Source organism: Pseudoduganella dura (assembly GCF_009727155.1).
In the GTDB taxonomy this organism is placed as follows: Bacteria; Pseudomonadota; Gammaproteobacteria; order Burkholderiales; family Burkholderiaceae_D; genus Rugamonas; species Rugamonas dura.
In genome coordinates this window covers 2,242,773-2,268,922 of record NZ_WNWM01000002.1, presented here as the reverse complement: position 1 = coordinate 2,268,922, position 26,150 = coordinate 2,242,773, and the positions used below count along the sequence as shown (strand labels likewise).

Annotated in this window: 19 protein-coding genes, 2 tRNA genes and 3 rRNA genes; 14 read left to right on the top strand and 10 right to left on the bottom strand. The window is 62.1% G+C overall.

The window, feature by feature from the left end; all coding sequences use genetic code 11:
* The first annotated feature begins 7 nt into the window (after window positions 1-7).
* From GJV26_RS10020 to GJV26_RS10000, 5 genes are read left to right on the top strand one after another with little or no spacing between them, the layout of a single operon-like run.
* Window positions 8-466, top strand: a complete 459-nt coding sequence (locus tag GJV26_RS10020; RefSeq protein ID WP_155708687.1) for a (2Fe-2S)-binding protein — start codon at window positions 8-10, stop codon at window positions 464-466.
* Between the two features lie 10 nt (window positions 467-476).
* Window positions 477-2,723 (top strand): xanthine dehydrogenase family protein molybdopterin-binding subunit, encoded by a 2,247-nt coding sequence (locus GJV26_RS10015; protein ID WP_155708686.1) that lies wholly within the window; start codon window positions 477-479, stop codon window positions 2,721-2,723.
* Between the two features lie 4 nt (window positions 2,724-2,727).
* Window positions 2,728-3,339 (top strand): nucleotidyltransferase family protein, encoded by a 612-nt coding sequence (locus tag GJV26_RS10010; RefSeq protein ID WP_155708685.1) that lies wholly within the window; start codon window positions 2,728-2,730, stop codon window positions 3,337-3,339.
* Window positions 3,336-5,198, top strand: coding sequence for a M61 family metallopeptidase (locus tag GJV26_RS10005; protein WP_155708684.1), 1,863 nt, complete (start codon window positions 3,336-3,338; stop codon window positions 5,196-5,198). The genes GJV26_RS10010 and GJV26_RS10005 overlap by 4 nt, the downstream gene beginning before the upstream one ends.
* A 1-nt stretch (window position 5,199) precedes the next feature.
* Window positions 5,200-6,366 carry a GGDEF domain-containing protein gene (locus tag GJV26_RS10000; RefSeq protein ID WP_155708683.1) on the top strand — a complete coding sequence of 389 codons (1,167 nt, stop codon included), beginning with the start codon at window positions 5,200-5,202 and terminating at the stop codon, window positions 6,364-6,366.
* 93 nt (window positions 6,367-6,459) lie between these two features.
* On the opposite strand, the gene trpC is transcribed toward GJV26_RS10000, so the two are convergent.
* From trpC to rpe, 7 genes are all read right to left on the bottom strand, one after another.
* The gene (trpC, locus tag GJV26_RS09995) at window positions 6,460-7,260 is read right to left on the bottom strand and encodes an indole-3-glycerol phosphate synthase TrpC (protein WP_155708682.1); all 801 of its coding nucleotides are present in this window, start codon (window positions 7,258-7,260) and stop codon (window positions 6,460-6,462) included.
* A 10-nt stretch (window positions 7,261-7,270) separates the two neighbouring features.
* The gene (locus tag GJV26_RS09990; protein WP_155708681.1) at window positions 7,271-7,912 is read right to left on the bottom strand and encodes a LysE family translocator; all 642 of its coding nucleotides are present in this window, start codon (window positions 7,910-7,912) and stop codon (window positions 7,271-7,273) included.
* Between the two features lie 13 nt (window positions 7,913-7,925).
* Window positions 7,926-8,966: an anthranilate phosphoribosyltransferase gene (trpD, locus tag GJV26_RS09985; protein WP_155708680.1), complete on the bottom strand. Its 1,041-nt coding sequence runs from the start codon at window positions 8,964-8,966 to the stop codon at window positions 7,926-7,928.
* 2 nt (window positions 8,967-8,968) lie between these two features.
* The gene (locus tag GJV26_RS09980) at window positions 8,969-9,553 is read right to left on the bottom strand and encodes an anthranilate synthase component II (RefSeq protein WP_155708679.1); all 585 of its coding nucleotides are present in this window, start codon (window positions 9,551-9,553) and stop codon (window positions 8,969-8,971) included.
* Between the two features lies 1 nt (window position 9,554).
* Window positions 9,555-11,051: an anthranilate synthase component I gene (gene trpE / locus GJV26_RS09975; RefSeq protein ID WP_155708678.1), complete on the bottom strand. Its 1,497-nt coding sequence runs from the start codon at window positions 11,049-11,051 to the stop codon at window positions 9,555-9,557.
* A 271-nt stretch (window positions 11,052-11,322) separates the two neighbouring features.
* Window positions 11,323-12,054: a phosphoglycolate phosphatase gene (locus GJV26_RS09970; RefSeq protein ID WP_155708677.1), complete on the bottom strand. Its 732-nt coding sequence runs from the start codon at window positions 12,052-12,054 to the stop codon at window positions 11,323-11,325.
* A 2-nt stretch (window positions 12,055-12,056) separates the two neighbouring features.
* Complete coding sequence (rpe, locus tag GJV26_RS09965) at window positions 12,057-12,722, bottom strand: ribulose-phosphate 3-epimerase (protein ID WP_155708676.1); 666 nt, start codon at window positions 12,720-12,722, stop codon at window positions 12,057-12,059.
* Between the two features lie 176 nt (window positions 12,723-12,898).
* Here rpe and apaG point away from each other — a divergent pair, with 176 nt between their 5' ends.
* Complete coding sequence (gene apaG, locus GJV26_RS09960) at window positions 12,899-13,273, top strand: Co2+/Mg2+ efflux facilitator ApaG/CorD (protein WP_155708675.1); 375 nt, start codon at window positions 12,899-12,901, stop codon at window positions 13,271-13,273.
* Window positions 13,274-13,368: 95 nt separating this feature from the next.
* Here the strand turns inward: apaG and GJV26_RS30445 are convergent, their stop codons facing one another.
* Window positions 13,369-13,491 carry a hypothetical protein gene (locus GJV26_RS30445; protein WP_260114801.1) on the bottom strand — a complete coding sequence of 41 codons (123 nt, stop codon included), beginning with the start codon at window positions 13,489-13,491 and terminating at the stop codon, window positions 13,369-13,371.
* A gap of 9 nt (window positions 13,492-13,500) precedes the next feature.
* Here GJV26_RS30445 and GJV26_RS09955 point away from each other — a divergent pair, with 9 nt between their 5' ends.
* The gene (locus tag GJV26_RS09955) at window positions 13,501-14,745 is read left to right on the top strand and encodes an MltA domain-containing protein (protein ID WP_155708674.1); all 1,245 of its coding nucleotides are present in this window, start codon (window positions 13,501-13,503) and stop codon (window positions 14,743-14,745) included.
* Window positions 14,746-14,763: 18 nt separating this feature from the next.
* On the opposite strand, the gene GJV26_RS09950 is transcribed toward GJV26_RS09955, so the two are convergent.
* Together GJV26_RS09950 and GJV26_RS09945 are read right to left on the bottom strand one after the other, a co-directional pair.
* Window positions 14,764-15,201, bottom strand: a complete 438-nt coding sequence (locus tag GJV26_RS09950) for a universal stress protein (RefSeq protein WP_155708673.1) — start codon at window positions 15,199-15,201, stop codon at window positions 14,764-14,766.
* A 51-nt stretch (window positions 15,202-15,252) separates the two neighbouring features.
* A complete protein-coding gene (locus GJV26_RS09945; RefSeq protein ID WP_229419244.1) occupies window positions 15,253-16,524 on the bottom strand; it encodes an MFS transporter in 1,272 nt (423 codons plus the stop codon).
* Between the two features lie 81 nt (window positions 16,525-16,605).
* Here GJV26_RS09945 and GJV26_RS09940 point away from each other — a divergent pair, with 81 nt between their 5' ends.
* The 7 genes from GJV26_RS09940 to GJV26_RS09910 all read left to right on the top strand — a co-directional run bounded on the left by GJV26_RS09940 (window position 16,606) and on the right by GJV26_RS09910 (window position 26,104).
* Complete coding sequence (locus GJV26_RS09940) at window positions 16,606-17,382, top strand: enoyl-CoA hydratase (protein WP_155708672.1); 777 nt, start codon at window positions 16,606-16,608, stop codon at window positions 17,380-17,382.
* Window positions 17,383-17,750: 368 nt separating this feature from the next.
* Window positions 17,751-19,281 (top strand): 16S ribosomal RNA (locus tag GJV26_RS09935).
* A gap of 103 nt (window positions 19,282-19,384) precedes the next feature.
* Window positions 19,385-19,461, top strand: a tRNA-Ile gene (locus GJV26_RS09930).
* 24 nt (window positions 19,462-19,485) lie between these two features.
* Window positions 19,486-19,561 (top strand) — tRNA-Ala (locus GJV26_RS09925).
* Window positions 19,562-19,767: 206 nt separating this feature from the next.
* Window positions 19,768-22,643: ribosomal RNA gene (locus GJV26_RS09920) — 23S ribosomal RNA — on the top strand.
* Between the two features lie 125 nt (window positions 22,644-22,768).
* Window positions 22,769-22,881 (top strand): 5S ribosomal RNA (gene rrf / locus GJV26_RS09915).
* Together the 16S, 23S and 5S rRNA genes with 2 tRNA genes alongside form the textbook arrangement of a ribosomal RNA operon.
* An 889-nt stretch (window positions 22,882-23,770) precedes the next feature.
* Window positions 23,771-26,104, top strand: a complete 2,334-nt coding sequence (locus GJV26_RS09910) for a penicillin acylase family protein (protein WP_155708671.1) — start codon at window positions 23,771-23,773, stop codon at window positions 26,102-26,104.
* Window positions 26,105-26,150 lie beyond the last annotated feature (46 nt).

Here is a 26,150-nt window from a genome sequence, read left to right as displayed (position 1 = left end):
AGCAAACATGGTCATCCTGAACATCAACGGGCGCGACACCCAGGTGGACGCCGATCCGTCGACACCCATCCTGTGGGCGTTGCGCGACAACCTCAACATGACCGGCACGAAGTTCGGCTGCGGCGCGGCGCTGTGCGGCGCCTGCACCGTGCACCTGGCCGGCCAGCCGATCCGTTCGTGCGTGACGCCGATCTCCGCGGCCGTGGGCCGGAAGGTCACCACGATCGAGGCGATGGAACACGACAAGGTGGGCAAGGCCGTGCAGGACGCCTGGGTGAAGCACGATGTGCCGCAATGCGGCTACTGCCAGAGCGGGCAGGTGATGAGTGCCGCCGCGCTGCTCAAGACGAACAGGAAGCCGACCGACGCCGACATCGACAGCGCCATGGCCGGCAACATCTGCCGCTGCGGCACCTACCAGCGCATCCGCCTGGCGATCAAGGACGCGGCGAAGACGCTCGCCTGAAGGAGAACACATGCGCACTGAATGGATCACTCCGGAGGAAATGGCGGCATTGGCGGCCGGCGACACGGCCGGCCCGTCGCGCCGCGGCTTCCTGAAGGCCGCCGGCACCGGGCTGGTGCTGGGCTTCACGTTCGCCGGCGGCAGCCGGATGGCGCGCGCGGCCGATGCGTCCGCTGCCGGGCCAAAGCCTTCGCAACAGCCCAACGCGTTCCTGCGCATCGCGCCGGACAACACCGTCACCGTGCAGGTGAACCGGCTCGAATTCGGCCAGGGCGTGCAGACGGCGCTGCCGATGCTGATCGCCGAGGAGCTCGATGCCGACTGGTCGCAGATGCGCGGCGCGCTGGCGCCGGCCGGCGAAGCGTACAAGGACCCGGCGCTGGGCATCCAGATCACCGGCGGCTCCGGCACGGTGGCCCACTCGTGGGTACAGTACCGCGAGATCGGCGCCAGGGCGCGGGCGATGCTTGTCGCCGCGGCGGCCGAACAGTGGAAGGTGCCGGTTGGCCAGGTCAAGGCGTCGAAAGGTTTGCTGACCGCTCCTGGCGGCAGGAAGGCGACCTACGGCCAGATGGCCGAAGCAGCGATGAAGCAGCCCGTGCCGCGACACGTGGTGCTGAAGAACGCCGATAAATTCCGCTTCATCGGCAAGCCGATGCCCCGGCTGGACGCCCGGGCGAAATCGGACGGCAGCCAGCAGTTCGGCATGGACTTCAAGCCGGCCGGCACGAAAGTGGCCGTGGTGGCCCGCCCGCCCGTGTTCGGCGCGAAGGTGAAAAAATTCGACGCCGCCGCGGCGGGCAGGATCAAGGGCGTGATCGCCGTGCTGCCGGTGGACGTGGACCGCGGCGGCACCGGCGTGGCCGTCATCGCCGATGGCTACTGGCAGGCGAAGCAGGGCCGCGATGCGCTGGCGATCGACTGGGACACGGACGGCCTGGAGAAGGTCGGCTCCGCGGAACAGTTCACGGCGTTCCGTGCGCTGGCCGCCAGACCCGGCATCGTGGCGAAAGCGGCCGATACCGCGAAACTGGCCGCCGCGCCGAAGAAGATCTCCGCCGTCTACGAATTCCCCTACCTGGCGCATGCGCCGATGGAACCGCTGAACTGCGTGGTCGACCTGCGGCGCGATGGTTGCACGATCTGGGCCGGCAGCCAGTTCCAGACGCTGGACCAGGCCGCGGCCGCGAAAACGGCCGGCCTGAAACCGGAACAGGTCACGCTGCACACGATGACGGCCGGCGGCGGCTTCGGCCGCCGCGCCACGCCGGGTTCCGACTACATCGTGGAAGCCGTGAATGTAGCAAAGGCGCTGGCCAAGGCTGGCAAGGCCGGCCCCGTGAAGGTGATCTGGAGCCGCGAGGACGACATCAAGGGCGGCTACTACCGCCCGTCGCACGTGCACCGCGCCGACCTGGGGCTCGACGCCAGTGGCAATATCGTCGGCTGGGATCACGTGATCGTCGGCCAGTCCATCATCGCGGGCACCTCGTTCGAGCCGTTCATGGTCAAGAACGGGGTCGATTCCACGATGGTCGAAGGCATGGGCGGGCCGTACCGGGTGCCGTTGAACCTCTCGGTGCACAACGCGCAGGCCAACGTGCCGGTGCTGTGGTGGCGTTCGGTGGGTGCGACCCACACGGCGTTCGTGATGGAGACGCTGATCGACGAAGCCGCGGTGGCGGCCGGCGCGGACCCGGTGGCCTACCGCAAGCGGCTGATCCCGGCCGAACACAAGCGCCATCACCTGGCGCTAGACCTGGCCGTCGGCAAATCGGGCTACCGTACCGTCAAGCTGCCCGAAGGGCAGGCCTACGGGGTGGCGGTGCATGAGGCATTCGGCACCGTCGTCGCCTACGTGGTCACGGCATCGGTGGAGAACGGCGCGCCGAAGCTGCACAAGGTCACGGCGGCCGTGCATTGCAACCAGCCGGTCAATCCCCTCACGATCGAGGCGCAGGTGCAGGGCGCGGTGCTGATGGCCCTGGGTACCACGTTGCCGGGCGCCGCCATCACGTTGAAGGATGGTATCGTGGAACAGGGCCAGTTCAGCGACTACGCGGTGGCGCGCATGCCGGACATGCCGCTGGTCGAGGTGCACATCGTGCCGTCGGTCGAGGCGCCGACCGGCATGGGCGAACCGGGCCTGCCGCCGCTGGCGCCGGCGTTTGCCAATGCGGTGTTCCGGGTAACCGGCAAGCGGCTGCGCAAGCTGCCGTTCGACCTGGCCTCGGCCGCCGCGCCGCAGGTGGCATAAGAGCATGGACAGGAATGTCGGCATGGGCGGCATCATCGGTATCCTGCTGGCCGCGGGCCGCGGCCGGCGCTTCGATCCGCTGGGGCGGCGCAACAAGCTGCTGCAACCGTTCGAAGGCGAAGCGGTCGTCGTGCACAGCGCGCGCCACCTGCTCGCCGCGCTGCCACGCGTGGTGGCCGTGGTGCGCGACGGCGAAGATGCCGTCGCCGCGCAACTGGCGTCGCTCGGCTGCGAGGTGGTAGTCTGCGCCGATGCGGACAGCGGCATGGCCGCTTCGCTGGTTCACGGCCTGCGGCACGCGCAAGCGGCGCAGGGGTGGGTGGTGGCGCTGGGCGACATGCCCCGCGTGCGGCCGGCCACGATCGCCGCGCTGGCACGGGCGGTGGAAGGGGGCGCCGATATCGCGGTGCCCGTGCTTGCAACGGAGCGCAACGGGGAAAGCGGACCGGAGCGCGGCAATCCGGTCGCCTTCGGCCGCCGCCATTTGCCGCAGCTGCTCGCGCTGACCGGAGACCGGGGCGCGCGCGGCATCGTGAGGGATAATATCGTCAACGAAGTGGCGGTGGACGATCCGGGCATCCTGCTCGACATCGATACGCCGCCGGACCTGCAATGAAAAACAAGACACCACTGAAAAAGACCAGGACGCCGCGCGCCGCGGCACCCGCCGTGGCCTATGCCATCGTGCCGAAGGATCTCGCCGCCCACCTGTTCCAGGTGACGCTGACCGTGCAGCAGCCGGCCGGCGGTGGACCGGACGGGGGCCAGGTGCTGGCGTTGCCGGCCTGGATTCCCGGCAGCTACATGATCCGCGAGTTCGCCCGCAACATCGTGCAGATCCGCGCCGAGGCGAACGGCGAACCGGTGCCGCTGGTGAAGCTGGACAAGCATTCCTGGCAGGCGCCGGCCGTCGAGGGCCCGCTCGTCGTACAGTACGACGTTTACGCGTGGGATCTTTCCGTGCGCGCCGCGCACCTGGACCAGACCCATGGCTTCTTCAACGGCACCAGCGTGTTCCTGCGCGTGGCCGGCCAGGAGGATGTGCCGCACGTGGTCGATATCGTGCGCCCGGCGGACGAAGCGGCCCGCAACTGGCGCGTGGCCACCGCGCTGCCGGAACTGAAGGCAAGGCGCTACGGCTTCGGCACCTACGTGGCCGCCGACTACGACGAATTGATCGACAGCCCGGTCGAGATGGGCGACTTCGCGCTGGCCACGTTCACCGCGCATGGAGTGCCGCACGACGTGGTGATCACCGGCCGCGTGCCGAACCTTGACATGCCGCGGCTGTGCGCCGACCTGAAGGCGATCTGCGAAACCCAGATCGCGTTCTTCGAGCCGAAGACGAAAAAGGCGCCGGTGGACCGCTACGTGTTCATGACGCTGGCCGTGGGCGACGGCTATGGCGGCCTCGAACACCGCGCGTCGACGGCACTGATCTGCGCCCGTGCCGATTTGCCGACGACCGCAAGGGCCGGCACAGACCCGGGCAGCGAGAGAAGCGAAGGCTACATCAGGTTCCTGGGCCTGTGCAGCCACGAGTATTTCCACACCTGGAACGTGAAACGCATCAAGCCGGCGGCGTTCGCGCCTTACGACCTGCAGGTCGAAAACTACACGCCGCTGCTGTGGCTGTTCGAAGGCTTCACCAGCTATTACGACGACCTGTTCCTCGTGCGCGCCGGCATGATCAGCGAAGCCACGTATTTCAAGATGCTGGGCAAGACGGTCGGCAGCGTGCTGCGCAGCGCCGGCCGCACGAAGCAGAGCGTGGCCGAGTCCAGCTTCGACGCCTGGAGCAAGTACTACCGGCAGGACGAGAACGCGCCCAACGCCATCGTCAGCTACTACGCCAAGGGTTCGCTGGTGGGCCTCGGCCTGGACCTGACCATCCGCCAGAAATCGGGCGGGCAGCGCTCGCTGGACGACATCATGCTGGCGCTGTGGCAGCGCTACGGCCGCGATTTCTACCCGGATGGCCGCCGCGGCGTGACGCCGGGCGAAGTGGAAGCGCTGTTCGACGAGGTCAGCGGCATGCGGCTGAAGAGCTACTTTGAAAAATACATCCGCGGCACCGACGACGTGCCGCTGGCCAGGCTGCTGGCGCCGTTCGGCGTGAAGTATGTGGACGAGCGCAAGCTGGCCAGGCCCAGCCTCGATGCCAACATCGGGCGCGACGGCGCCGATGCGAAGCTGTCCGCCGTCCACGAAGGCGGCGCCGCGCACCGTGCCGGCCTGTCTGCCGGCGACCTGCTGGTGGCGATCGACGGCTTGCGCGTGACCGGCAACCCGGCCAACCTGGAGGCGCTGCTGTCGCGCTATCGCGTGGGCGACACGGTGCAGGTGCATGCCTTCCGGCGCGACGAGCTGATGACGTTCACGGTGCAGCTGCAAGGCGACCGGGTGCCCGGCATCGGGCTCACGATCGATACGGCGCACAAGCCGGCGGCAACCCGCCCGACCACGCTGCGCTGACGTGAGGCTGCTGGATCCGTTCAGCGTCGTACTGATGGCGGCGCTGATGTGCGCCGTGATGAGCCTGGTACTGTTCGGTGCCCGCCGCAGTTTTCCCGCCGAAATGCGCGGCATCGGCTACTGGAGCGCCGCGCTGGCGGTGCAGGTGTTTTCCGTCATCTGCTTCGCACTGCGCGGCACCTTGCCTGACATTGCCGTGCTGCCGTTGGCCAACGTGCTGTTCGTGATCGGCAACGGCCTCTCGGTGATCGGCCTGCAGCGCTTCTACGGCGTCGATCCCGGCTGGAAGATGCTGGGCGGCGCGGCCGCCTTTTCCCTGGCCGGCATGGTGTACTACCTGCAGGTCGCGCCGGACTATGCGGCCCGCGTCTTCTGGATGGCGCTGCCGATGACGCTGCTGAACGGCACGCTGCTGTACCTCGTGCTGCGCCATGGCCGGCGCAAGCTGGCCACATGGTTCTTCGGCACGCTGATCGCCGTGAACACCGTATTGATGGCGGTGCGCGGCGTGATGGCGATAACGCATGGCGAGGCAATGGTGGACGTTGCGCGGCCCGGCCTGTTCCAGAGCTTCTATCTCGCGGCGACCGCGCTGCAGCCGGCATTGCTGTCGGTAGGCTTCCTGATGGTGGCCAACGAGCGGCTGCGCCGCATCCTCGAGCGCCGCTCGGCCAGCGATCCGCTGACCGGCGTGTTGAACCGGCGCGGCTTCGGCGATGCCTACGCGCGCGAAGTGGCGCGCATGGCACGCATGCGGCAGCGTTCCCGGTCGCTGGCGCTGCTGTCCGTGGACCTCGATTTCTTCAAGAAGATCAACGACCGCTTCGGCCACGCCGAAGGCGACCGGGTGCTGGTGAGCGTGGCGCAGATGATCGGCTCCGCATTGCGCGAATCCGACGTGCTGGCCCGCTTCGGCGGCGAGGAATTCATCGTGCTGTTGCCGGATACCGACCTGAAGCGCGCGCTGGCCGTCGCGCTGCGCGTGCAGCGGCTGCTGCGCGACGCCTCCGCCGGCGACCTGCCGTCGTGCACGGCCAGCATCGGCGTGGCCGTGCAGACCGATGCGGACGAAGAGCTCGATGCGCTGCTGTGCCGCGCCGACGAGGCGCTGTACCGCGCCAAGGAAAACGGCCGCGACCGGATCGAAACCTGGCGCGCGGCCGCGTAATTCACGCCACGGGATGGCGGATGGGGTCTGTCCCCGGTAAGAGTCGGCGTCAGTGCTTGCAGCCAGTGTCTCAAGGGGGCTGACCCCGGTTTTTCAGGCGAACAGCCGGTTCAGCTCCGTTCCCGGATCTTCTGCGCGCATGAACGCCTCGCCCACCAGGAAGGCATTCACGTTCGCTTCCCGCATCCGCTGCACATCGCTGCGGCCCAGGATGCCGGATTCGGTCACCACCAGCCGCTCCGCCGGGATGCGCGGCAGCAGGTCCAGCGTGGTGTCCAGCGACACGTCGAACGTGCGCAGGTTGCGGTTGTTGATGCCGATGAGGTTGGTCTTCAGTTTCAGCGCGGCGGCCAGCTCGTCGCCGTCGTGCGATTCCACCAGCACGTCCATGCCCAGCTCGTGGGCGCACGCTTCCATTTCCGCCATCAGGCCGTGATCGAGGCCGGCCACGATCAGCAGGATGCAGTCGGCCCCCATCGCCCGCGCTTCATAGACCTGGTACATGTCGACCAGGAAGTCCTTGCGGATGACCGGCAGCGCGCACGCGGCGCGGGCCTGTTGCAGGAACTCGGTCGAGCCCTGGAAGAACTGCTCGTCCGTCAGCACCGACAGGCAGGCGGCGCCGCCTTCGGCATAGCTCTGCGCGATGGCGGCGGGGCGGAAGTCCGGGCGCAGCACGCCTTTCGACGGCGAGGCCTTCTTGACTTCGGCGATCACGCCGGCCTGGCCGGCGGCGATCCTGCCCCGCAGGCCCGCTTCGAAGCCGCGGATCGCGGCGCGCGACTCGCGGTCGGCCTCCACTTCGGCGCGCAGGCTGGACAGGCTGCGGTGCTTCTTCGCCGCGGCCACTTCGTCGGCCTTGACGGCCAGGATCTTGTTCAGGATGTCGGACATGGGTTTGCTTTTAATGACGGTCGGCGAGGGCGAGGCGGGCGCCCAGCACCAGGAACAGGCTGCCGGTAACGCGGTTCAGCCACAGCGCGACGATCGGTTTGACTTTCAGGCGGGCGCTGGCGAATGCGGTGAACAGCGCCAGGCCGTTACACCACAACATGCCGTTGAAGTTGAAGATGCAGCCGAGGACGATGAAGGCCAGCGGCTTGTTCGGCGCATCGGCATCGATGAACTGGGGCACGAAGGCGAGGAAGAACAGCGCGACTTTCGGGTTCAGCACGTTGGTGAGGAAGCCCTGGGCGAAGATGCGGCGGTAAGGCAATGGCGCGGGAGCGGGCGTGGCCGTATCGCCGGGCGAGCCCTTCAGCTTCGCCCGCAGCATGCCGATGCCGCACCAGACGATATACGCCGCGCCAACCCATTTGACGACATTGAATGCGGCAGCGGAAGTGGCCAGCAGTGCCGACAGCCCAACAGCGGCGGCCAGCACATGCACCATCGTGCCGGCGCCGATGCCGAGCGAGGCGGCCACGCCGGCGCGCCAGCCCTGCGTGGCGCTGCGCGCCATGATCAGCAGCGAATCCGGTCCCGGCATGATGTTCAGCAGCAGCCCGGAAACGATGAACAGCGTCAGGTCGTGGATGCCGAACATGGGCCGGTCCTTATCAGGCGTTGGCGGCGCCGAGCGCCTGGGTGACTTCGACGAACTGGCGCAGCTTCGCCAGCGCGGCGCCGGACTCGATCGCCTGCCTCGCCTTGACGAAGCCCGTCTCGATCGACGGCGCGACACCGGCCGCATACAGCGCGGTACCGGCATTGAGCGCGACGATATCGGTGGCGGCGCCGGTGTCGCCGGACAGCACGCCCAGCACCTTCGCCTTCGATTCGGCGGCGTTGGCCACCTTCAGGTTGCGGCTGGCCACCATCTGCAGGCCGAAGTCTTCGGGATGGATCTCGTATTCGCGGATTTCGCCGTCGACCAGTTCGCCGACCAGCGTGCCGGCGCCCAGCGACACCTCATCCATGTTGTCGCGGCCATACACCACGATCGCATGTTCGGCGCCGAGGCGCTGCAGCACGCGCACCTGGATGCCGACCAGGTCGGGATGGAACACGCCCATCAGGATGTTCGGCGCGCCGGCCGGATTGGTGAGCGGGCCGAGGATGTTGAAGATCGAGCGCACGCCCAGTTCGCGGCGCACCGGCGCCACGTGCTTCATGGCGGCGTGGTGGTTCGGCGCGAACATGAAACCGATGCCGGTCTGCGCGATCGATTGCGCGATCTGCTCCGGCTTCAGGTTGATGTCGGCGCCCAGCGATTCGATCAGGTCCGCGCTGCCGGAGGACGACGAGACGCTGCGCCCGCCGTGCTTGGCGATGCGCGCGCCGGCCGCGGCGGCCACGAACATCGCGGCGCTGCTGATGTTGAAGGTATGCGCGCCATCGCCGCCGGTGCCGACGATGTCGAGCAGGTTGGTGGTGTCCGCCATCGGCACCTTGGTCGAGAACTCGCGCATGACCTGCGCCGCGGCGGTGATCTCGCCGATGGTTTCCTTCTTCACGCGCAGGCCCATCGTCAGCGCGGCCACCATCACGGGCGACATTTCGCCGCTCATGATCTGGCGGAACAGGTGCAGCATTTCGTCGTGGAAGATCTCGCGGTGTTCGATGCAGCGGATCAGCGCTTCCTGGTGGGTGATCGGCATGGTCATTCCTTCGCGCCCGGGGCTGTACGTTCGAGGAAATTCTTCAGCATGGCGTGGCCATGTTCCGAGAGGATCGATTCGGGGTGGAACTGCACGCCTTCGATGTCGAAGTCCTTGTGCCGCACGCCCATGATTTCACCGTCGTTCGTCCAGGCCGTCACTTCCAGGCAGGCGGGCAGGGAAGCGCGCTCGATCGCCAGCGAGTGGTATCGGATCACCGTGAAGGGGCTCGGCAGCTCCTTGAACACGCCTTCGCCGGTGTGGGCGATCGGGGATGTCTTGCCGTGCATGACTTCCTTGGCGCGGACGATCTTGCCGCCGAACGCTTCGCCGATGGCCTGGTGGCCGAGGCAGACGCCCAGGATCGGCTTCTTGCCGGCGAAATGCTTGAGCACTTCGACCGAGATGCCGGCCTGCGCCGGATCCTTCGGGCCCGGCGAGATGCAGATGCGGTCCGGGTCCAGCGCCTCGATCTCGGCGATCGTGATTTCATCGTTGCGGTGCACCCGCACGTCTTCACCCAGCTCGCCGAAATACTGCACGATGTTGTAGGTGAAGGAATCGTAATTGTCGATCATCAGCAGCATGTCAGAACTCCCCATCCAGGCCGTCTTGCACTTGTTCGGCGGCGCGCAGCACGGCGCGCGCCTTGTTTTCCGTTTCCAGCCATTCCATCTCGGGAACCGAGTCGGCCACGATGCCGGCCGCGGCCTGCACGTACAGCATGCCGTCCTTGATCACGCCGGTGCGGATCGCGATCGCCACGTCCATCTCGCCGCCGAACGACAGGTAGCCGCAGGCGCCGCCGTAGATGCCGCGCTTGGAGATTTCCAGCTCGTCGATCACTTCCATCGCGCGCACCTTCGGCGCGCCGGTCAGCGTACCGGCCGGGAAGGTGGCGCGCAGCACGTCGAGGTTGGACATGCCGGACTTCAGCTTGCCCTCGACGTTCGACACGATGTGCTGCACGTGCGAGTATTTTTCGATCACCATCTTGTCGGTGACCTTCACGCTGCCGATCTCGGAAATGCGGCCCAGGTCGTTGCGGGCCAGGTCGATCAGCATCACGTGCTCGGCGATTTCCTTCGGGTCGGCCAGCAGTTCCTCGGCCAGCTGCGCATCCTTGTCAAGCGTGGCGCCGCGCGGGCGGGTGCCGGCGATCGGGCGCAGCGTGACTTTCTTTTCCCCATCCGGCAGGGTTTCGTTGCGCACCAGGATCTCCGGCGAGGCGCCGACGATCTGCATGTCGCCGAAGTTATAGAAGTACATGTACGGCGACGGGTTCAGCGACCGCAGCGCGCGGTACAGCGTGAGCGGCGAATCCACGTAGGGCTTGCGGATGCGCTGGCCGATCTGCACCTGCATCAGGTCGCCGGCCATGACCAGCTCCTTCGCCTTGGCCACGGCGGCCAGGTACGCATCCTTGTCGAAGTCGCGGATCGCCTCGGTGCGCACCGACGACGACGTGACCGGCGCATCGACGCCGCGGCGCAGCAGCGCCTTCAGGTCCTTCAGCCGCAGGCGCGCTTTCGAGAACGATTCCGGCTGCGTGGTATCGGCGTAGACGATCAGGTACAGCTTGCCGGACAGGTTGTCGATGACGGCCAGTTCCTCGGTCACCATCAGCTGGATGTCCGGCAGGCCCAGGTCGTCCTTCTGCGCGCTGTTTGCCAGCTTCTTCTCGATGTGGCGCACGGTGTCGTAGCCGAAATAGCCTGCCAGGCCGCCCACGAAGCGGGGCATGCCGGGGCGCAGCGCGACCTTGAAGCGGGCCTGGTACTGCTCGATGAATTCGAGGGGATTGCCGTCGTGCGTTTCGACGACTTCGCCGTTCGTGACGATCTCGGTGCGGGTGCCGTGCGTGCGCAGCAGCGTCCTGGCCGGCAGGCCGATGAACGAGTAGCGGCCGAAGCGCTCGCCGCCGACGACGGACTCCAGCAGGAACGTGTTCTTGCCCGTTTGCTGGCTCTGCGCCAGCTTCAGGTACAGCGACAGCGGCGTTTCCAGGTCGGCGAACGCTTCCGCGATCAGGGGGATACGGTTGTAGCCTTGCGTGGCCAGCGAGCGGAATTCGAGTTCGGTCATGGTTCTCTCCAATCCGCCACGCGAACCCATTTCGGGCGTGATGGTGGCGGTGAGGTTTTTAAAAACCTGCCGGGAGAGCGAAGAAGTCAGCGATGAAGGGTGGTCGCGCGCAATCTCCGACGGCAGCAATCAATGTGGCTCAGTTTGCCAAGGATTGCCAGCGTCGCCACAGCCAGGCCTCGATCGATCCCTGGTGAGTAACGTTGTGTCTTTTATTGAGAAACATCGTTGATGACGAGCGTTCGGTTAAGAGTTTTGCTTAAGGTTTCGCTTAAGGGGTCTGCGCGTCGTTCGCCGGATTACTTGGCGAATTATGGGCATTGATGAGCTGCGCAGCATGCAGCAGCGTTTCCACTATACCATCCGAATCCGTATCGTGTATAGGCTCTCCGTGGTTATAACCATAAGGCACGGTGAGCACCGGACAACCCGCGGCGCGGGCCGCCTGTGCATCGTTCGACGAGTCGCCGATCGCCACCACCTGGTGCGGCGGCAGGCCGAAGTATTCGCAGGCCTTCATCAGCGGCAGTGGATGGGGCTTCTTCTTTTCGAACGAATCGCCGCCGTAGATCACTTCGAAGTAGCCATCGAGCTCCTTCAGCTTCAGCAGCGGCAGCGCGAACGCCAGCGGCTTGTTGGTCACGCAGGCGAGGCGGATGCCGGCATCCTTCAGCTCCGTCAGGCCGGCGGCCACGTCCGGATACAGCGTGCTGTGGTGGCCGTTGATCGCCAGGTAGTGACGCTGGTAGGCGTCCATCGCGGCGGCGAAGTGCTGTTCCACGGCCGCGTCGTCGTGGTCGAGGGAGAGCACGCTGCGGATCAGGTTCTCGGAACCCTTGCCGACCATGTTCTTGATCTGTTCGGCCGTGATCGCTTCCAGGCCCAGCTCTTCACGCATGCGGTTGATGGCCACGTGAAAATCGGGCACGGTGTCGAGCATCGTGCCGTCCAGGTCGATGATGGCGGCGCGCACGCCGGCCAGGGGGTGGGCAGCCGCCGTCATGCTTATACCGCCGCCAGCTGGGTGCGCATCGCGTCGATGACCGCCTTGTAGTCGGGCTGGCCGAAGATCGCCGAGCCGGCCACGAAGGTGTCCGCACCGGCTTTCGCAGCCGCGGCGATGTTGTCGATCTTGATGCCGCCGTCGACTTCCAGCAGGATGTCGCGGCCCGATTCGTCGATCAGGCGGCGCGCCTGCTCGATCTTCTTCAGCGCCTGCGGAATGAACGACTGGCCGCCGAAGCCCGGGTTGACCGACATGATCAGGATCATGTCGATCTTGTCCATCACGTGTTCCAGGTACGACAGCGGCGTGCCCGGATTGAACACGAGGCCGGCCTTGCAGCCGTTGTCGCGGATCAACTGCAGCGTGCGGTCGATGTGCTCGGACGCCTCGGGGTGGAACGTGATGATGTTCGCGCCGGCCTTGGCGAAGTCGGGAATGATGCGGTCGACGGGCTTGACCATCAGGTGCACGTCGATCGGCACCTGCACATGCGGGCGGATCGCCTGGCAGACCAGCGGGCCGATCGTGAGGTTCGGCACGTAGTGGTTGTCCATCACGTCGAAATGGATGATGTCGGCACCGGCGGCGACGACGTTTTTGACTTCCTCGCCCAGGTGGGCGAAGTCGGCGGACAGGATGCTGGGGGCGATGCGGAAAGTTGTCATGACAGGCGTGGCAAAGAGGAATAAGCAAAAAGTCAGCCGCTATTTTACGCTGCCGCCCCGTATTCTGCGGAGTGCAGCTTGCATGTGTGCGGGATTTGCGGTGCAATGTGAAACTGTATTAATAAAACGCTACATTTGAAGTTTCGGCACATTTGCCCAGCAATAAAGGAATACCGATGGCCCAATATGAATTCACGGTGTCGGTCAGGACCCAGTTCCTGCCCGAGCAGTCCGACCCCGAACGCACCAATTTCGTGTTCACCTACTCGATCACGATCAAGAACACCGGCACCGTGGCGGCACAGCTGATCTCGCGCCACTGGATCATCACCGACGCGAACAACCACGTGCAGGAAGTGCGCGGCCTCGGCTTGGTAGGGCACCAGCCGCTGCTGCAGCCGGGCGAACAGTTCGAATACACGAGTGGCACGGCGCTGCAGACGCCGCAGGGCTCGATGGTGGGTGAATATTTCTGCGTGGCCGAGGATGGCCACCAGTTCGAAGCGAAGATCCCGGAATTCGTGCTGACGCTGCCGCACTCGCTGCATTGACCTTCAGTACCTACCCCGGCGCCGGCCTGCGGCGCCGACCTTGAGCGCCGGCCCGCGGCGCCGGCCCCCAGCGATTATCATCCGTTTTTATCCGCTCATTTGTCGGGCTGGTCCGGCCGCTTGGCCGGCGGCGTCTTTTTCTTGCCCGGCATCGTCCACCAGACGATGAAGACGAGCAGGAACAGCGCCACGAATGCCTCGACCATCAGAATCCACATACCGCCTCCATGATTTTTGTACGCCATAGTCTACCTCGTAATATCCGCCTGTCGGGCGGGACCGCCTTGCTCGCGGCGCTGCTGGCCGGTTGCGTTACAACGCCCGCGCCCCAGCCCGCTTCCCAGGCAGCTTCCCAGCCCGCTTCCCAGCCATCCAGTCAGCCGACACCCCAGCCGTCCGTGTCTCCGGCCGAGCCGGCGGTGCCGCCATCGAAGACCGCCTTCGTACCCGGCTCGTTTGCCGACCTGCCGGGCTGGTCGCGCGATGACGTGCGCGCGGCCTGGCCGGCCTTCCAGTCGTCGTGTTCCGTGATCGGCAAGCGGGCGGACTGGAAGGAGCCATGCACGATCGCGCGCACCGTCAACGGGAGCGACGAGCGCGCGGTGCGGCTGTTCTTCGAAACGTTCCTGGTGCCGCACCGCGTGGTCGCGCCGGACGGCGCCGACAGCGGCCTGGTGACCGGATACTACGAGCCTCTGCTGCGCGGCGCCCGCAAGCAGGGAGGCCCGTACCAGACGCCGCTATACAAGGTGCCGGACGACATGCTGACGATCGAGCTCGCCGGCATCTACCCGGAACTGAAGGGCAAGCGGCTGCGCGGCCGCCTGCAGGGCAAGAAGGTGGTGCCGTATGCCAGCCGCGAGGAAATCGCCCGTTCGGCCTTCGGCGGCAAGGAACTGCTGTGGGTCGACGACTCCGTGGAAGCATTCTTCCTCGAAGTGCAGGGCTCGGGCCGCGTGCAGCTCGATACGGGCGAGACCGTGCGCGTGGCTTACGCGGACCAGAACGGCCATCCCTATAAATCGATCGGCAAGTGGCTGATCGAGCAGGGCGAGCTGACCTCCGAGCAGGCGTCGGCACAGGGCATCAAGGCATGGATCGCCGGACATCCCACCCGCAAGCAGGAATTGTTGAATGTGAATCCGAGCTATGTGTTCTTCAGGGAAGAGCGGCTGCCGGACCCGAATGTGGGGCCGAAGGGCTCGCTGGGCGTGCCGTTGACACCGCAGCGCTCGGTGGCGGTGGACACGACGCAGATTCCGTCCGGCGTGCCGCTGTATCTGGCCACCACCCAGGCCGCCAGCGAGATTCCACTGCAGCGGCTGGTCATGGCGCAGGATACGGGCGGCGCGATCCGGGGCGCCATCCGGGTCGATTTCTTCTTTGGATTCGGTACCGAGGCAGCCGAGAACGCGGGCTGGATGAAGCAGCGCGGGCAGGTGTGGGTGCTGCTGCCACGCCCGACCCGCTAGAAGCCGGTCCTTGCTTCATCAACGCAGGACGAGTACCGGCAGTGTCGTGTGCGCCAGCACCTTTTGCGTTTCGCTGCCGAGGAACAGCTTGTTCAAGCCCTTGCGGCCGTGCGAGGCCATCAGGATGATGTCGCAACCGTGCTTTTCCGCGGCGGCGACAATCTCTTCATAAGGGCTGTGGGATGCGGTAACGATCCCCTCGAACGGTACGCCGGCCGCAGCGCACGAGGCCGCCACCTTGTCGATATTGATCTTGGCGGCCGCGTTGATCTGGGTTTCGAACACCGCGGTATCGGGCACCACGGCGCCCTCGGCCATCGGCACGAACGGGAACGGCTGGGCGACGCAGATGGAAACGATGCGCGCGCCGTGCACCTGGGCGAAGCGGATCGCTGTGTCGGTCGCCTTGACCGACAGGCCGGAGCCATCGGTGGGTAACAGGATGTTCTTGAACATGACGGTCGCCCTTGCAAAGTTGGCAATAGGTAGTCTAGATCCGCGCCGGCATCATGGGCGCACGCTTCGGATCGGGCGTGACGAAACGGCCCCGGCGGCCAGCAGCACGCCGCCCACGGCGATGCAATACAACGCCGGGCGTACGCCGAGATGGTCGCCCGCGTAACCGGCGACCAGGGCCCCCAGCGGTGCCACGGCCACGGTCAGGAAGCGCATGGTGGAGATCATCCTGCCCAGCATTTCGTCCGGCGTCACTTTCTGGCGCAGTGCCTGGTAGGGCACGAAGAACAGCATTGCCCCCAGGTCGAAGCAGAATACAAGAGCGGCGTAGGCCGCCGCGCTGCAGCGTGCATCGCCGAACAGGTCGCGCGGAATCAGCGGCATCAGCACGAAGCCCAGTGCCATCGACGCCGTGCCGATGATCATCGTGATGCCGGCGCCGTAGTGCCGGTTCAGCGGCCGCAGCAACAGCGAACTGACGAATACGCCAATCCCGCCCAGCATCTGCGCCATGCCCAGCGTGCCCGCGCTCATGCCCAGTTCGCGCGTGGCGAACAGCACGAGCAGCGCCGAGTAACCATAGAACAGGATATGCCAGGCGCCGGCCACCCATGCCAGCGCGCGCAGCAGCGGCTGGCGCCAGATGAAGGCGAATCCGGCGCGGACGTCGTGCAGCGGATGGCGGTTGCTGCGCGGCGGTACCGTTTCACGCATTTTCACGCGCGCGACATTCCACACCGAGATGAAGAACGTGGCCGCGTTGACGACGATCGCGACGGGGGCGGTCAGCCATTGGATCAGGATGCCCGCGAGACCGGGCGCCAGCAGCCGGGAGATGGAATCCGTGGTGGCGAAGCGGGACTGCGCATCCACCATGCGGTCGCGGCCCACGAGCAGGGTGAGATAAATCTGTTCGGCGCCGCCGCCGATCACATTGCAGGATCCCTGGACGGCCGCCACCGCATACAGCCACGGCATGCCCAGCAGGTCGAACCACCACGCAACGGGAATGGAGGCAAGCGAAATGCCCTGGGCCGATTTACTGGCCAGCAGGATCGGCAGCTTGCGGCTGCGGTCGAGCAGCACGCCGGCGGGCAGGGCGAGGAAAGCAAACGGGATCGCCTGGCATGCGGTCAGGATGCCCATCTGCGCCGGCGTCGCATGGAGCAGCAATACGGCGCACAGCGGCAGCGCAAGCGTCCCGATTTGCGAGCCGAAGCTCGTCAGCACCATGCTGGCCCAGTAGCGGCGGAAATCGGTATTCGCCAGCAGCGCATCGGTGCGCCAGCGTTCGGCGATCGTGGAGAAGAGAGGGAGCGGCATCGGCCGCCGATCATAGCAGCCAATGGCAACGGCGCGCCGATGAGGCTACAATCGCCCGATCGAACCGTCCCGGAGGCACGCATGCAATATGAAGACCTGATCGTCGAAGTCCACGGCAAAGTGGCGCTGATCCGCCTGAACCGGCCGAAAGCACTCAATGCGCTGAACGACCGCATGATGAACGAACTTGGCGAGGCACTTGCCGGATTCGACAGGGATCCCCAGATCGGCTGCATCGTGCTGACCGGCAGCGAGAAGGCTTTCGCGGCAGGGGCCGATATTCCGGCGATGATCGATTACACCTACCAGGATACCTACCGCGACAATTACATCACGCGCAACTGGGAACACATACTGAAGGTGCGCACGCCGGTGATCGGCGCCGTGGCCGGCTATGCGCTGGGTGGCGGCTGCGAACTGGCGATGATGTGCGATTTCGTCATCGCTGCCGATACGGCCAAGTTCGGCCAGCCGGAAATCAAGATCGGCGTCACCCCGGGTGCCGGCGCCACGCAGCGCCTTCCGCGCGCGATCGGCAAGGCGAAAGCGATGGACATGCTGCTGACGGCACGCACCATTGATGCGGCGGAAGCGGAACGTTCAGGCCTGGTGTCGCGCGTGGTTCCTGCCGACAAGCTGCTTGAAGAAGCGTTGGCCGCCGCCGCAACGATCGCTTCGATGCCCCTGTCAGTGGCCATGCAGATCAAGGAAGCAGTGAATGTCGCCTATGAAGTGCCGCTGACGGAGGGCGTGCGTTACGAACGCCGTTTGTTCCATGCCGCGTTCGGCACGCCGGCCCAGCGCGAAGGCATGCATGCGTTCCTCGAAAAGCGCTTGCCAAACTTCGAGGGGCTTTGATATAGTTCTGTCCCTCGCAGCAACGCGTTGGCACGAAAGTGGCAGCGGTAAGTTGAAGCGGGGCAAAAAGAAGCTTGACGGTTATCGCGAAACACCAGATAATCTCGCTCCTCTGCTGACAAACACAACGCTTTGTCAACCAGGCAGAATCGCTGAAAAGCGCAGAATTCTTTAACAATCAACAGTCGATAAGTGTGGGCGTTTGATGATGTGCCCGGGGCTTCGGCCCCGACAGCTCAAAATATAGCATCAAACGCTCACAAGAAATAAACGTAACCTTCGCAAGGAGGTTCGTCAGTATCTTGAGAGTGAATTTCCGCCAATGGTGGGAATTCAAGACAAGTCAGCAATGACTTTAAACAGAGATTAAACTGAAGAGTTTGATCCTGGCTCAGATTGAACGCTGGCGGCATGCTTTACACATGCAAGTCGAACGGTAACAGGGAGCTTGCTCCGCTGACGAGTGGCGAACGGGTGAGTAATATATCGGAACGTGCCCAAGAGTGGGGGATAACGTAGCGAAAGTTACGCTAATACCGCATACGATCTAAGGATGAAAGTGGGGGATCGCAAGACCTCATGCTCCTGGAGCGGCCGATATCTGATTAGCTAGTTGGTGAGGTAAAGGCTCACCAAGGCGACGATCAGTAGCTGGTCTGAGAGGACGACCAGCCACACTGGAACTGAGACACGGTCCAGACTCCTACGGGAGGCAGCAGTGGGGAATTTTGGACAATGGGGGCAACCCTGATCCAGCAATGCCGCGTGAGTGAAGAAGGCCTTCGGGTTGTAAAGCTCTTTTGTCAGGGAAGAAAAGGGTACGGCTAATATCCGTGCCTCATGACGGTACCTGAAGAATAAGCACCGGCTAACTACGTGCCAGCAGCCGCGGTAATACGTAGGGTGCAAGCGTTAATCGGAATTACTGGGCGTAAAGCGTGCGCAGGCGGTTTTGTAAGTCTGTTGTGAAATCCCCGGGCTTAACCTGGGAATGGCAATGGAGACTGCAAGGCTAGAGTTTGGCAGAGGGGGGTAGAATTCCACGTGTAGCAGTGAAATGCGTAGAGATGTGGAGGAACACCGATGGCGAAGGCAGCCCCCTGGGTCAAGACTGACGCTCATGCACGAAAGCGTGGGGAGCAAACAGGATTAGATACCCTGGTAGTCCACGCCCTAAACGATGTCTACTAGTTGTTGGGTCTTAATTGACTTAGTAACGCAGCTAACGCGTGAAGTAGACCGCCTGGGGAGTACGGTCGCAAGATTAAAACTCAAAGGAATTGACGGGGACCCGCACAAGCGGTGGATGATGTGGATTAATTCGATGCAACGCGAAAAACCTTACCTACCCTTGACATGTACGGAATCCCGGAGAGATTTGGGAGTGCTCGAAAGAGAACCGTAACACAGGTGCTGCATGGCTGTCGTCAGCTCGTGTCGTGAGATGTTGGGTTAAGTCCCGCAACGAGCGCAACCCTTGTCATTAGTTGCTACGAAAGAGCACTCTAATGAGACTGCCGGTGACAAACCGGAGGAAGGTGGGGATGACGTCAAGTCCTCATGGCCCTTATGGGTAGGGCTTCACACGTCATACAATGGTACATACAGAGGGCCGCCAACCCGCGAGGGGGAGCTAATCCCAGAAAGTGTATCGTAGTCCGGATTGTAGTCTGCAACTCGACTGCATGAAGTTGGAATCGCTAGTAATCGCGGATCAGCATGTCGCGGTGAATACGTTCCCGGGTCTTGTACACACCGCCCGTCACACCATGGGAGCGGGTTTTACCAGAAGTAGGTAGCTTAACCGCAAGGAGGGCGCTTACCACGGTAGGATTCGTGACTGGGGTGAAGTCGTAACAAGGTAGCCGTATCGGAAGGTGCGGCTGGATCACCTCCTTTCTAGAGTAGGCACGGTTCTTCGGAACCCTTGCTCATTAAACGTCCACACTTATCGACTGTCGAATGAAGAAGAAACAGTAGTACCGCAATCGTGTTGTAGCGCGGGTCTGTAGCTCAGCTGGTTAGAGCACCGTGTTGATAACGCGGGGGTCGTTGGTTCGAGCCCAACCAGACCCACCACGTATCAGGCACAAGAAAATCCCTGGGGGATTAGCTCAGCTGGGAGAGCACCTGCTTTGCAAGCAGGGGGTCGTCGGTTCGATCCCGTCATCCTCCACCAACGCATCTACTCAAGATATTAAACGTAAGCGTGACGAGTTCACTTTTATGTTTAGTCTTTTAGAGACTACTGCTGTTTCGTTCTTTAACAATCTGGAAGAAGTAAAGTTTTATTGAATGTGCGAGACATCGCATGTTCAGGGTAGTAATAAAGCTCATCAAAACACAGTAGTAAATGCTTGATACCGATAGCCGTCAAGGTTATAGGGACAAGTGAATAAGTGCACATGGTGGATGCCTTGGCGATTACAGGCGATGAAGGACGTAGAAGTCTGCGATAAGCTTCGGGGAGCTGACAAACGAGCATTGATCCGAAGATTTCCGAATGGGGAAACCCACCCTTTTAGGGTATCACTCACTGAATACATAGGTGTGTGAGGCGAACGCGGCGAACTGAAACATCTAAGTAGCTGCAGGAAAAGAAATCAACCGAGATTCCCAAAGTAGTGGCGAGCGAAATGGGATGAGCCTGCATATGATAGTCGGACTGGTAGTGGAAGCCTCTGGAAATAGGCGCCATAGTGGGTGATAGCCCCGTACGCGAAACCAGACCGGTGGTACTAAGTATGCGACAAGTAGGGCGGGACACGAGAAATCCTGTCTGAACATGGGGGGACCATCCTCCAAGGCTAAATACTCGTAATCGACCGATAGTGAACCAGTACCGTGAGGGAAAGGCGAAAAGAACCCCGGGAGGGGAGTGAAATAGATCCTGAAACCGTGTGCATACAAACAGTCGGAGCGGACTTGTTCCGTGACGGCGTACCTTTTGTATAATGGGTCAGCGACTTACATTCAGTAGCGAGGTTAACCGAATAGGGGAGCCGCAGAGAAATCGAGTCCGAACAGGGCGTTAGTTGCTGGGTGTAGACCCGAAACCAAGTGATCTATCCATGGCCAGGTTGAAGGTGCGGTAACACGCACTGGAGGACCGAACCCACTAATGTTGAAAAATTAGGGGATGAGCTGTGGATAGGGGTGAAAGGCTAAACAAACTTGGAAATAGCTGGTTCTCTCCGAAAACTATTTAGGTAGTGCCTCAAGTATCACCATCGGGGGTAGAGCACTGTTATGGCTAGGGGGTCATCGCGACTTACCAAACCATTGCAAACTCCGAATACCGATGAGTGCGAGCTTGGGAGACAGACATCGGGTGCTAACGTCCGGTGTCAAGAGGGAAACAACCCAGACCGCCAGCTAAGGTCCCAAAGATTGGCTAAGTGGAAAACGAAGTGGGAAGGCTAAAACAGTCAGGATGTTGGCTTAGAAGCAGCCATCATTTAAAGAAAGCGTAATAGCTCACTGATCGAGTCGTCCTGCGCGGAAGATGTAACGGGGCTAAGCCAGTCACCGAAGCTGCGGATATCTAGCAATAGATATGGTAGGAGAGCGTTCTGTAAGCCTGCGAAGGTGTCTTGTAAAGGATGCTGGAGGTATCAGAAGTGCGAATGCTGACATGAGTAGCGATAATGCGGGTGAAAAGCCCGCACGCCGTAAGCCCAAGGTTTCCTGTTCAACGTTCATCGGAGCAGGGTGAGTCGGCCCCTAAGGCGAGGCAGAGATGCGTAGCTGATGGGAAGCAGGTTAATATTCCTGCACCGTCGTATGATGCGATGGGGGGACGGATCGCGGAAGGTTGTCTGACTGTTGGAATAGTCAGTTTCTGTTTCATAGAAGGTGCTTAGGCAAATCCGGGCACATAATTCAAGGGAATGGGACGAGCGGCCAAGTGCTGCGAAGCAATCGGAAGTGGTTCCAAGAAAAGCCTCTAAGCTTCAGTCATACGAGACCGTACCGCAAACCGACACAGGTGGGCGAGATGAGTATTCTAAGGCGCTTGAGAGAACTCGGGAGAAGGAACTCGGCAAATTGGTACCGTAACTTCGGGAAAAGGTACGCCCCGGTAGCTTGAATGGTTTACTCCATGAGGGTGAAAGGGTTGCAATAAAATGGTGGCTGCGACTGTTTAATAAAAACACAGCACTCTGCAAACACGAAAGTGGACGTATAGGGTGTGACGCCTGCCCGGTGCTGGAAGATTAAATGATGGGGTGCAAGCTCTTGATTGAAGTCCCAGTAAACGGCGGCCGTAACTATAACGGTCCTAAGGTAGCGAAATTCCTTGTCGGGTAAGTTCCGACCTGCACGAATGGCGTAACGATGGCCACACTGTCTCCTCCCGAGACTCAGCGAAGTTGAAATGTTTGTGATGATGCAATCTACCCGCGGCTAGACGGAAAGACCCCATGAACCTTTACTGTAGCTTTGCATTGGACTTTGAATCAATCTGTGTAGGATAGGTGGGAGGCTTTGAAGCGGGGACGCCAGTTCTCGTGGAGCCAACCTTGAAATACCACCCTGGTTCATTTGAGGTTCTAACCTTGGTCCGTTATCCGGATCGGGGACAGTGCATGGTAGGCAGTTTGACTGGGGCGGTCTCCTCCTAAAGTGTAACGGAGGAGTTCGAAGGTACGCTAGGTACGGTCGGACATCGTGCTAATAGTGCAATGGCATAAGCGTGCTTAACTGCGAGACCGACAAGTCGAGCAGGTACGAAAGTAGGACATAGTGATCCGGTGGTTCTGTATGGAAGGGCCATCGCTCAACGGATAAAAGGTACTCTGGGGATAACAGGCTGATTCCTCCCAAGAGTTCATATCGACGGGGGAGTTTGGCACCTCGATGTCGGCTCATCACATCCTGGGGCTGTAGCCGGTCCCAAGGGTATGGCTGTTCGCCATTTAAAGTGGTACGTGAGCTGGGTTTAAAACGTCGTGAGACAGTTTGGTCCCTATCTGCCGTGGGCGTTGGAAATTTGAAGGGGGCTGCTCCTAGTACGAGAGGACCGGAGTGGACGAACCTCTGGTGTACCGGTTGTCACGCCAGTGGCATTGCCGGGTAGCTAAGTTCGGAAGAGATAACCGCTGAAAGCATCTAAGCGGGAAACTTGCCTTGAGATGAGATTTCCCAGAGCCTTGAGCTCTTTGAAGGGTCGTTCGAGACCAGGACGTTGATAGGTCAGGTGTGGAAGTGCAGTAATGCATTAAGCTAACTGATACTAATTGCCCGTAAGGCTTGTCCCTATAACCTTGACGGTTATGGAGCATTTGCCTGTGTTTGATGATGCAGCTTGAACTACCCTAACTTTACTTCTTCCAGATTAGTAGCTGCGCTGCCCGACAGGGAGCGACGCTACGTACAAGTCATGCCTGATGACCATAGCAAGTCGGTCCCACCCCTTCCCATCCCGAACAGGACCGTGAAACGACTTTGCGCCGATGATAGTGCTGCAACCAGTGTGAAAGTAGGTTATCGTCAGGCTGTTATATAGAAAAACCCCCATCAGCCTGAACGCGCTCAAGATCGCGTTCAGTGCAGATGGGGGTTTTTTGCTTTGGGGGCGCTGCTTCAGCAGGACGCTGCGGACTGGGCTCGCTGTCCATGGTTTTTGTGCTCCGCCGGGCATTGCCCGACGTCGCTCCACTCACAGGACCGTGAAACGACTTTGCGCCGATGATAGTGCTGCAACCAGTGTGAAAGTAGGTTATCGTCAGGCTGTTATATAGAGAAACCCCCACCAGATGAATCTGGTGGGGGTTTTTTGCTTTGGAGCGCTTCTTCAGCAGGGCGCTGCGGACTGGTTCGCTGCCATGGTTTTTGTGCTCCGCCGGGTATTGCTGATTAATCGCGCCGATTGCTCAGCCCAGCATTGCCGGGCTTCGCTACTGCAACCAGTGTGAAAGTGGGTTCAATCAGGCGGTTATATAGAAAACCCCCGTTAGCGATCGCTGGCGGGGTTTTTTGCTTTGCATGGCCGAACGCAGGGGGAACCTCCTTGGGAAAAAGTGTCTGGCACCTATGCTCGGCGGCCAGTGTTCAGCTTTGTTTTCGTGCTTTTCACCACACCATAGTCGTGATGCACTTGCCACGATTCTCCCTGGGCGCTCTCCAGGCAATATTAAATTCTTTAAATAAAAGAATATTTCCTTAAAAATCCAATTAATTCCAAACAGAAATCCATATAATGTTTCTCTAACCGCAGCATTTCGCCAAATACAATGCGCCATGCAATGAAATTATCCCGTCACACTACTGCCGGATCGGTCCGTGTTGTGTGAAAAATATTTATTTGCAAGTGCTTCCTTAGAGGACAATAGCCGCCTGATATCCTCCAGATACAAATTTTAATAACGATGTATCTGGAGGATTAATGAAACTCTCGAATGTTTCAATACTGGCCGCGCTTCTCGTTTCCGGCTATTCCACGGCTGCCGCCCCGGTCCGCAGTGAGGTAACGCGCACGACGAATGGTGTCGTGCATGTCAAGGCCACCGACTACCGCAGCCTGGGATACGGTGCCGCGTATGCCTACGCGGAAGACAACGTCTGCATGTTCGCCGACACAGTGCTTACGGTGCGGGGTGAACGCTCGCGCTATTTCGGCGGTGCCGTTTTCGCAACCCAGCCGAAGAATGGCGAGTATGGCGCCGCGATGGACACCTTCTTCAAGCTGCCGAACGAGCAAAGCGACTTTTTCTTCAAGGCTTATCTCGACCTCGACCAGTTACGTGCCGGCTATGCTGCCGGTTCGGCCGATGTACGCGAACTGCTTGCCGGTTTTGCTGACGGATATAACCGTTACCTGAAGGATAGGAAGGGACGGCTGCCGGCGGCCTGCAATGCCGCCGCCTGGGTAAAGCCGATCACCGCCGATGACGTTTACCTGCTGATTGCCGAAAAGGCGATCCATGCGAGTGGCGAAGCGCTCGCCGCTGCCATAGTCGGCGCGTCGCGCGATCCGGCCGAGCCGGTAAGCCTGGCGCGGACAATGCCGAAGGCAGTCTCCGCGATGCCGACCGGCATTCCGACCGGCGTGGGCAGCAACGCGCTTGCGATCGGCAGCGAGGCCAGCGCGAACGGGAAGGGCATCCTGCTGGGTAACCCGCACTATCCGTGGAGCAGCGCCGACCGCTTCTACCAGCTGCACCTGACCATTCCGGGGCGTTACGACGTGATGGGTGTCAGCCTTGGTGGCCTGCCGGTCGTCGCGATCGGCTTCAACAAGAACGTGGCGTGGTCGCACACCGTCACCAGCGCGCGGCACTTCACGACATTCCGCCTGGCGCTCGATCCGTCCGATCCCACGGGAACGACTTATATCCATGACGGTGCGGTGCGCAAGATGACGGAAAAAACCGTCAGCGTCGACGTGCTGCAACCGGATGGTTCGTTGTCGGTGAGCAAACGCACGTTCTACTTCAGCCACCAGGGTGCGGTGATCGTATTGCCGCAGGCCGGTATCGGATGGACGGCCGAAAGCGCATTCGTGCTCGGCGATGCAAACCGGTTCAATACCCGCCTCACCGAACAGTGGCTGAAGATGGGCCAGGCCGGCAATGTGAACGAACTGCAAAGTGCGATCCACGCGGTGAAGGGCCTGCCGTGGGTGAACACGATCGCGGCCGACCGCCGCGGCGATACGCTGTACAGCGACGGCAGCGTGGTACCGCACGTGACCACCGACAAATTCATCTCCGGTTGCCTGCTAGTGCCCGAACTGCTTGCATTCGACGGTACGCGCAGCGAATGCGGCTGGGGCAAGGACGATGACGCGCCGGCGGGTGTGTTCGGCGCAGCCAACGCGCCGGCGACGATTCGCCAGGACTACGTGGGCAACTCCAACGATTCGTACTGGCTGACCAATGCCAGGGAGCCGCTGACCGGGCCCGGCCCGTTCGGATATTCGCCGCTGTATGGCCAGGCCGGCGCCGTGCAGTCGCTGCGCACCCGCATCGGCTTCACGCAGATCGAAAGCCTGCTGGAGCAGCGGCAGTTCCTGCGCATGGATGACCTGCAGGAACTGATGTTCACGAACCGCGTGTATGCGGCGGAACTGGTGATGCCGGCGCTGGTCAGGGCCTGCATGAAGGCGCTCGATGTACGGCTGCTCGCACCGTGTGCGGCGCTGGCCACATGGGACAGGAAGGCGGATGTCGACAGCCGCGGTGCCGTGCTGTTCCGCGAATTCTGGAACGTGGCGCGGACGACGCCGGACCTGTGGTCGGTGCCGTTCAATCCGGCCGATCCGTTGAACACGCCGCGCGGGGTCGCGGCCGCCGCAGAACCCGCATTGCTGGCGGCGCTGCGCACCGCGAGCGCCAAGCTGCAGGGGGCAGGCGTACCGTTGTATGGCCGGCTGGGCGACTACCAGACGGAGACGCGCAACAACAAACGTCATGCACTCCATGGCGGACAGGGCGATGAAGACGGCACGTACAGCACCTTGCACATGCGGGGCGACCTGACGTCGTCGGGATACCGGGATGTCGAATGGGGCACCAGCTATATCCAGCTGGTGGGCTTCGATAATTCGGGTCCGGTGGCGAAGGGGCTGCTGGTCTACGGCCAGTCGGTCAACCCGCAGTCCTCGTGGTATGCCGACCAGTTGCCGCTGTTCACGCAGAAGCGCCTGCCGTCGCTGCCGTTCACCGAGGCGCAGATCAAGGCCGCGCGCATCGGTTCGCAGGTACTGACGGAACGATAAGGTCCGTACATGTCCACGCGCAGGTGACTGTCAAGCGACAAGTCGC